Below are 7,304 nucleotides of genomic sequence, written 5' to 3'. Positions count from 1 at the left end.
CCAGGCGCCCGCCGCCACCCGCGGCACGCCCCGGGTGGCCTCCCCGGCGCCCGGCCCCCCCGGCCGCGCCGCCCGCCCCGCGGGGCCGTTCCGCCGGCCCCGCGCGCCGCGCCGCCGCACCGGATCGCGGACCCTGACCGCAGCACTTGTACCGCCCGTACCGCCCGTACCGCCCGCACCACCCGTACCGCCCGGGAATCGATCGATCGTGGAGGGAGTCGTTGTGCGCCGGATCCTGAGCGCCTGGGACAAGGAGCTGTTCCTGAACGTGGCGACCCGTTCGTGGCCGGCCGCAGAGCCGGTGCTGCCGCGGCTCAGCAGGGCCGCCAACCACGGGCTGCTGTGGTTCGGGGTCGCCGCCGGCATCGCGGCCGTCGGCGGTCGCACCGGCCGGCGCGCCGCCCTGCGCGGCGCCGGGTCGCTGGCGGTGGCGTCGGCGGTGGTCAACACCATCGGCAAGGGCGCGGTGCGGCGCAACCGGCCGGTCCTCGACTCCGTGCCCGTCATCCGCCGGCTGTCGCGGCAGCCCGGCACGACGTCCTTCCCCTCCGGCCACGCCGCGTCGGCCGCCGCGTTCGCCGCCGGCGTCGCCCTGGAGTCGCCCCGCTGGGGTGCCGTGGTCCTGCCGGTCGCCTGGTCGGTGGCGTTCTCGCGGATCTACACCGGTGTGCACTACCCCAGCGACGTCGCCGCCGGGATGGCGCTCGGCGCGGGCGCGGCCCTGGCCGTACGCGGCCTCGTGCCGACCGGGCGGCAGCTGGCGGTGCCCCCGACCCCCCGGGCCGACGCACCGGCCCTGCCTGAAGGGCGCGGGCTGTACGCGGTGGTCAACGAGGTCTCCGGCCCCCCGCCGCTGCTCGGCCCGCCGGCCGAACGGCTGCGGAACGCGCTGCCCGAGGCCGTCGTCGAGGAGTGCTCGGAGGACGACGACCTCGCCGAGATGCTGGAGAAGGCCGCCCAGCAGGCCGCGGAGGCCGGCGGCGCGCTCGGCATCCACGGCGGGGACGGCAGCGTCAGCCTCGCCGCGTCCGTCGCCCTGCGGCACGGCGTCCCGTTGCTGGTCTCCCCCGGTGGCACGTACAACCACTTCGCGCTCGACCTGTCGATCGAGAGCATCGACGACGCGGCGCGGGCGGTCCGGGAGGGCACCGCGATCGCCGTCGACGTCGCACGGGTCACCCCGACCGGCGACGCGGCCGGCGAGGAGGCCGGGTCCGCGGGGTCCACGGTCTTCCTGAACACCTTCAGCATCGGCGTCTACCCGGACCTCGTGCGCTACCGCGAACGCTGGTCGCGGCGCGTGGGCAGCTGGCCCGCCGGGGTGCTGGCCGCACTGCACGTGCTGCGCACCTCCACCCCGATCGACCTCGACATCAACGGCCGGCGGCACTCGGTGTGGATGCTCTTCGCGGGCAACGGCGCCTACCGCAGCATCGGTCCGGCGCCGGTGCGCCGCCGTGCCCTGTCCGACGGGCAGCTCGACGTGCGCATCGTCCCCGGCAGCCCCTACGCCCGGACCCGTCTGCTCGCGGCGGCCCTCACCGGCTCCACCACGGCCCTGCTGCGACGGCTGCGGATCAGCGGTGTCGAGCCCGGCACCCGCCTGGCCTTCGACGGCGAGGTGGCGCCCGCGCCGCGCGACCTGGTCATCGACAAGGCCAACGAGGCCCTGACCGTCTACCGGCCGATCTGACCGGGCACGGCGACGCGGGCCGCGCTCCCCAGGGGCGCGGCCCGCGTGGCGGGTGGGACGGGCGCAGGGCCGTCAGCCCGACAGGCCGGCCAGCGCCCGGACGCCCTCGCCCTTGATGGTGAGGGTGTCCGGCGACCCCGCGTCTATCGCGAGCGTGAGGTCGTCCGACGGCCAGCCGCTGCTCAGCGCCGCGAGCGGCAGGATCCGGTAGCCCCGCGCGTTCGGCAGGGCGTGCGCCAGGCGCACCTCCGAGGTGAAGACCGGGACCAGCTTCGTCCCGTCCTCCTGCTCGAAGACCGGCAGGCTGATCGTCTCCTGCTCCGCCCCGTCCCCCGCGGGCTCCTCCGGCGGCGCCGGCACCGGCAGCAGGATGTCGCTGGCCGCCAGGGTGCTGAGCGCGGCCGCGTTGTCACCACCGGTGGCGATCTCGTGCAGGGCTCGCTGCGCCGGGGGCTGCGCACCGTTCGGAGTGGTGAAATCGGTCATGGCCGTTCCCTTTCCGTTGCTTGCGTACGGGGTGGCTCGGGGGCTGCGCGTACCCAGCGAGGGAACGGTCATGCGCGTTCGGCGGGAGTCACTCGTACTCGGTGCCGCCCTTGCGGGTGAGGTAGGCGTCGCTGACCGCCTTCAGGACGGCGCGACCGCCGAGCTCGGGGCTGTGCCGGTCCGGGACGGCCCGGACCACGACGCCCTCGCGCAGGTGCAGGCCGCGGCCGGAGACGGTCTCCGCGCCCCGCGCCAGCTCCAGGACGGCCTCCAGGTCGAACGGGCCCTCGTACAGCGTGGGCACCAGCGGCACGCTCCCCGCCGGGAGGACCTCGGCGGGGTCGAGCCAGCGGACGGCCCCGTCGACCTCGGCGGCGACGTCGAAGGCCGCGTAGCCGGGCGTGTCGCGGCCCGCGTCGGCACCGTAGCCGAGGTCCTGGACGCCGGCGCCGTAGACCTCGCCGAAGATCGCCACCCGGTTGGCGCCGAGCCGGCCGGCGAGGGCCGCGGCGACCTCGGGCAGGCCGTGTCCGCGGACCGCCCGCCAGTAGAGGTTGCGGTCGGCCTCCTTCAGGGCGAAGCGCTGGGCGCCCAGTCCCTTGGAGGTCACCAGCACGCGTCCCGAGTCCGCGAGGTAGGTCAGGCAGCAGGCCGTCCCGTGCAGCTTCTCGGTGATCGCGACCTGCTCGCCCGCGGTGAAGACGCCGGGGTGGCGCTTGACGTTCTCGACGTCGATCCACGGCAGCAACTCCGGCGCGGACTCCACGTCGCCGCTCATCGACACCGGGACCGGCGGCGCCCACTTGGTGATGCCGAGCCGCTCCGCGAAGTCGGTGCCGTCCTCGGCGGCCCGCGCCAGGTCCGTGCCCGAGAGCGCGGCCGGGCGGCAGACGATGCCCTGGGACAGCTCGCCGCGCAGCCGGACCGCCTTGACGCGGTCGGCCGCGGGGCCCGCGAGCCGTCCCGTCAGGCCGAGTTCGGCGATGAGCCCGGCGGGCAGCACGGACTGCTCGGGTATGTACAGCGCGAAGTCGCCGGTCCGGTAGCTGCCCTTGGCCACGACCGCCCGGTAGAGGCCGACCTGGGCGAGTTCCAGGGCGTCCGCGTTCGGGTGGTCGTGGACCGTGAGCCTCTCGGCCGTGACGCGCAGCGTCGACATCGGGTTCCCCCTCGTGGTGGTACGTGGATCGCACCACTGTGCGGGGTGCCGCGCGCCGCGGGCGAACGGTTTTTCAGGGCGCGGGGGCCATCCGGAAGTCGTACCCGCCGGGCAGCGGTTCGTCGGTGAGGGCCCGCCAGGTGGTGTGCAGCGACTCCTCGCCCTCCCTGAGGTCGTCGACGGTGAACCCCTCCTCGAAGACGCCCCGCGCGCCCGCGACGTCCCCCGCGGCGAGCAGGACTTGGGCGTGCAGCAGCCGGAAGCGACCGCGGGCCCGGGTGGCCGCGGGCAGGGCACCGAGGACGGCCGCGGCGTCGTCCGGGCGACGGGCGGCCAGGAGCGCCGGCACGGCCTCGCGGGCCAGGGCGGCCGCGGCGGTGGCCCAGGTGTCGCCTGTGGGGACGGCCCGGAAGGCGTCCAGGTAGCGCTGCGCGGCGCGCTCCCGGTTGCCGTCGGTCTGGTCGGCGACTGCGAGGCAGCGCAGCGGCAGGCACGGTCGCGGCCCCGCGGCCGCCCGCTCCCAGCTGCGCACGGCCTGCGCGCGGTCGCCGGCCTGCCACTGGGCGAGGCCCAAGTGGTAGTGCAGGGCCCACGCGTTGCCGTCGTAGGTGCCCGCCGTCTCCAGCAGTTCCCGCCACTCCGGGGAGACGAGCCCCGGGCCGGGGACGGTGTCGCCGTCGAGCCCCGGGAAGACCCCGGCGAGCAGCAGTTCCAGCCAGGGCTTCTGCCGCTCGCCCAGCGTGTCGGCGGCGAAGGGCGTACCGGGCAGGTCGAACCGGCCGCGGGTGACCTCCAGAGCGCCCCAGCCGGAACCGGTCGCGAGGACGTCCTTGGGCTCGGTGTCGGCGGCGCGCAGCCACTCCTCGTGGGCGGCGCGCAGCCGTTCGCGCGGCAGGGCCGCCTCCAGGCGTTCCGCCACCGCGTGCGGATCGGCGCCGGGCGCGGTGGCCAGCGGGCCGTAGGCCTCCAGCCAGCTGACGTCGGCGCCCCCGGCGAGCGGCAGGTGCTCCAGCTGGGTGGGGGCGAGTCCGGCCTGGATCTCCAGGTACCCGGGCCCGTCGCCCTCGTCCCCCGCGAGCCAGCGCTGCCAGCGCCGCCCGCCCGCGCCCCGGCCCCAGACGAAGAGCTTGCGGCCGCGGAGGGCGTCGGTGGAGGTCTGGACGAGGCCGCGGCCGTCGGCTTCGAGGGCCGCGATCCAGGGGCGGGCGCCGTCGGGCAGGTCGTAGAACCAGTCGGCGGGATGCTCGGAGGCGGTGGGCGCCTCGGGGACGGGCACCCGCTGGAGGGTGCGGGAGGAGCCGAAGTGCCAGGCGTGGGAGGCGGGTGCGACGACGCGGGTGCCGGGTGTCTGGGGTACGGCGGTGTTGGACCACCAGTAGAGGGGAACGGTCCGGTGGTGAGGATTGCGGACGCGTACCCCCGCGTAGAGGAAGTCGGAGCCCTCGGGGAGCCACAGGTCGATCTGGAAGGGCAGGTCGCGCAGCCGCTCCCACTCCCAGAGGCGGAGCATCTCGCCGCCGTCGGGGGCGGGCACGCGGGCGGCGTGGAGCGGGGCGCAGCTGAGCGTGGTGTGCCCGGTGGCGCCGGGGTTCCATTCGACGCCGCCGGAGAACCAGGCACCGGCGAGGCCGAACTCGGCGTACTGCAGGACGGGGTCGGCGTGCAGCAGTTCGCGTCCGGTGGGCTTGTGGTGCAGCCCGTACAGGCGCCCGCCGAGACCGGGCAGCACGGTGGCGCGCAGCCGGTCGTTCTCCAGGACGAGCGCGTCCAGTTCGGTGGGCACGCGCTCGCGGGTGTAGCCGTCGAGGCGCGGTACGGGGAGCAGGGTGCGCAGTTGCCCGTAGGCGATGCGCCGGGCCATGCCGGGCGGCAGCTCGGCGCTCTCGGCCGGATCGAGGACGTGCGGGTCCCCGGGCGCCCGGAGCGCGGGCAGGGGGTTCTCCGGGCCGAGCGGGCTGGCCGGGAGGGTGAGGGTGGTGCGTCGCACGGTGGTGGCCAAGAGGTCCCTCTCTCTGTCACCGGTGATCGGGTGAGGACATGGAACCCCGTATCGGCCCGCGCCGTCAGGGGTTTGCACCTCACGGAGCCTGCCGCGTGCGGACTTCAATATATGGTGAACGTCATTTTGGCCTTCTTTTGCCGTCGGACGGGTCCGGGAGGGTTTGCCGATCATGCTGTCCACGCTGTGGGGACCACCGAACGGCACGCCCTCGCGCGCGCCCCGCGTCCCGCGTCCCGCCCCCGTCGAACGCGCGCACAGTCCGCGGCTGGCGGCGCTGGCCGCCCACCCGGAGCGCGAGGCGGAGTTCTGGCGGGCCGTGGAAGCCGAGGGCACACCCCTGGTGGAACGCCTGGACGGCGACCCCGGGCACGCCGCCGTCACCTTCCTCTGGCGCGGCGACAGCGCGACGCGCGCCGTACTCGCCCTGCCCAACCAGGTCCTCGACCCTGACGACCTGGCCGGCAACCTGATGTCGCGCCTGCCGGGCACGGACGTGTGGCACTGGACGATAAGGATGCGCGCCGACTGGCGCGCCACGTACGCGCTGTGCGTGGACGAGGGCGACGGCGCCGCCGCGGCCCCCTCGGGGCCCAAGGGGCAGGCCTACCTGCGCGGGCTGCGCCGCCACCCGCGGCGCGATCCGCTCAACCGGACCGTCTTCCCCACCCGTTGGGGCACCGAGCCGCTCTCGGTGGTCGCCCTTCCCGCGGCGCCCGCGCCCCTCGGCGCGTGGCGGGACCGGCCGGGGCCGCCGGTGGGCGAGGTCTCCGTCCACACCATGCGCAGCGCGCACCTGCGCAACTGGCGCCGCGTGTGGGCCTACGCGCCGACCGGCTACGAGGACCTGGCCGGGCTGCCGGTGGTGGTGCTGCTCGACGGGGACGTGTGGCAGCAGCACCTCGACGTCTCCGCGCTGCTCGACGGGCTCGTGGCGGGCGGCGCGCTGCCGCCGCTCGTCGCGCTGATGCCGGACGCGCTGGACAGCGACACCCGGCGCCGCGAACTCACCTGCGACGACGGCTTCGTGGCCTTCCTCACCCGCGAACTGCTGCCCTGGGCGGCCCGCCGGTGGCCGGTCAGCGGCGACCCGGCGCGCACCGTCGTCGCCGGCCAGGGCCTCGGCGGGCTGGCCGCGGCGTACGCCGCACTACGGCGCCCCGAGTGCTTCGGGAACGTGCTCGCGCAGTCCGGCGCCTTCTGGTGGCCGGCCGGGCACCGCGCGGAGGCACTGCCCGAGGAATGGCTCACCGGACGCGTGGCGTCGCTGGCCCGAAGACCGGTCCGCTTCCACCTGTCGGCCGGCCTGCAGGAGTGGAGCCTGACGGCCGCGGTCCGCCGGCTCCGGGACGCCCTGCTGGCCCAGGGCTACGAGGTGGCCCACCACGAGTACAACGGCGGCCACGACTACCTGTGCTGGCGGGAGGAACTCGCCCACGGCCTCGCCTCGCTGCTCCGCGGTCCCTTCCCCGGCACCCTCCCCGGCCCCGGCCCCGGCCCCCGCGTCCCGGCCCGCCCCGACACGGAACCGGTCTGACACCGCCTCGCGACGCACCCGTGCCGATCACGGCGGCGGCCCGCTGGGGCGGCGGCGCGGGTGGCGGGCGTGGGCAGCGCGAGGGTCACGGCCGTGAGCCGGCGGGCCGACCCGGAGGGGCTCCGCCTCAACTGGTGGGGGCTTCCTGCACCGGCGGTCCTCCGGCCGGGCCCGGAACGGACGCCACCGCGGGCCCAGGGCGGTGCTGATCACGGCGGCGGTCTGCGTCATCGTCAGGCCGGAATGGCCCACGGCACGGACGATGCCGAAGTCCATGACCTTGACCTGACCGTTCCGGGTCAGCATCACGTGGAAGCCGCGACGCCCACTGCCGTGAGCCGACGGGCCGACCGGGCGGCCGCCCGAAGGTGTTCCGCCGCAACGGGTGGAGGCCTCCCGGCACCGGCGGCCCTCCGGCCCGGCGCGGAAC

The 7,304-nt window shown here is 76.1% G+C and carries 5 protein-coding genes; 2 read left to right on the top strand and 3 right to left on the bottom strand.

The features are described from left to right. Positions 1-223 precede the first annotated feature (223 nt). Positions 224-1,693: a bifunctional phosphatase PAP2/diacylglycerol kinase family protein gene (locus tag ABZ479_RS07705; RefSeq protein ID WP_500460581.1), complete on the top strand. Its 1,470-nt coding sequence runs from the start codon at positions 224-226 to the stop codon at positions 1,691-1,693. Positions 1,694-1,765: 72 nt separating this feature from the next. Here ABZ479_RS07705 and ABZ479_RS07700 read toward each other — a convergent pair whose 3' ends face one another. The 3 genes from ABZ479_RS07700 to ABZ479_RS07690 all read right to left on the bottom strand — a co-directional run bounded on the left by ABZ479_RS07700 (position 1,766) and on the right by ABZ479_RS07690 (position 5,337). Further along, positions 1,766-2,179: an SseB family protein gene (locus ABZ479_RS07700; RefSeq protein ID WP_089222759.1), complete on the bottom strand. Its 414-nt coding sequence runs from the start codon at positions 2,177-2,179 to the stop codon at positions 1,766-1,768. 88 nt (positions 2,180-2,267) lie between these two features. Then, positions 2,268-3,338, bottom strand: coding sequence for an RNA ligase (ATP) (locus tag ABZ479_RS07695; RefSeq protein WP_500460573.1), 1,071 nt, complete (start codon positions 3,336-3,338; stop codon positions 2,268-2,270). A 73-nt stretch (positions 3,339-3,411) separates the two neighbouring features. Then, positions 3,412-5,337, bottom strand: a complete 1,926-nt coding sequence (locus ABZ479_RS07690) for a DUF5107 domain-containing protein (protein ID WP_500460572.1) — start codon at positions 5,335-5,337, stop codon at positions 3,412-3,414. A 172-nt stretch (positions 5,338-5,509) separates the two neighbouring features. Between ABZ479_RS07690 and fes the strand changes: the two genes are divergently transcribed. Further along, complete coding sequence (fes, locus tag ABZ479_RS07685) at positions 5,510-6,874, top strand: enterochelin esterase (protein ID WP_500460571.1); 1,365 nt, start codon at positions 5,510-5,512, stop codon at positions 6,872-6,874. Positions 6,875-7,304 lie beyond the last annotated feature (430 nt).

Source organism: Streptomyces sp. NPDC005722, from assembly GCF_040630935.1.
In the GTDB taxonomy this organism is placed as follows: Bacteria; Actinomycetota; Actinomycetes; order Streptomycetales; family Streptomycetaceae; genus Actinacidiphila.
This window is presented reverse-complemented; position numbering and strand designations above follow the sequence as displayed.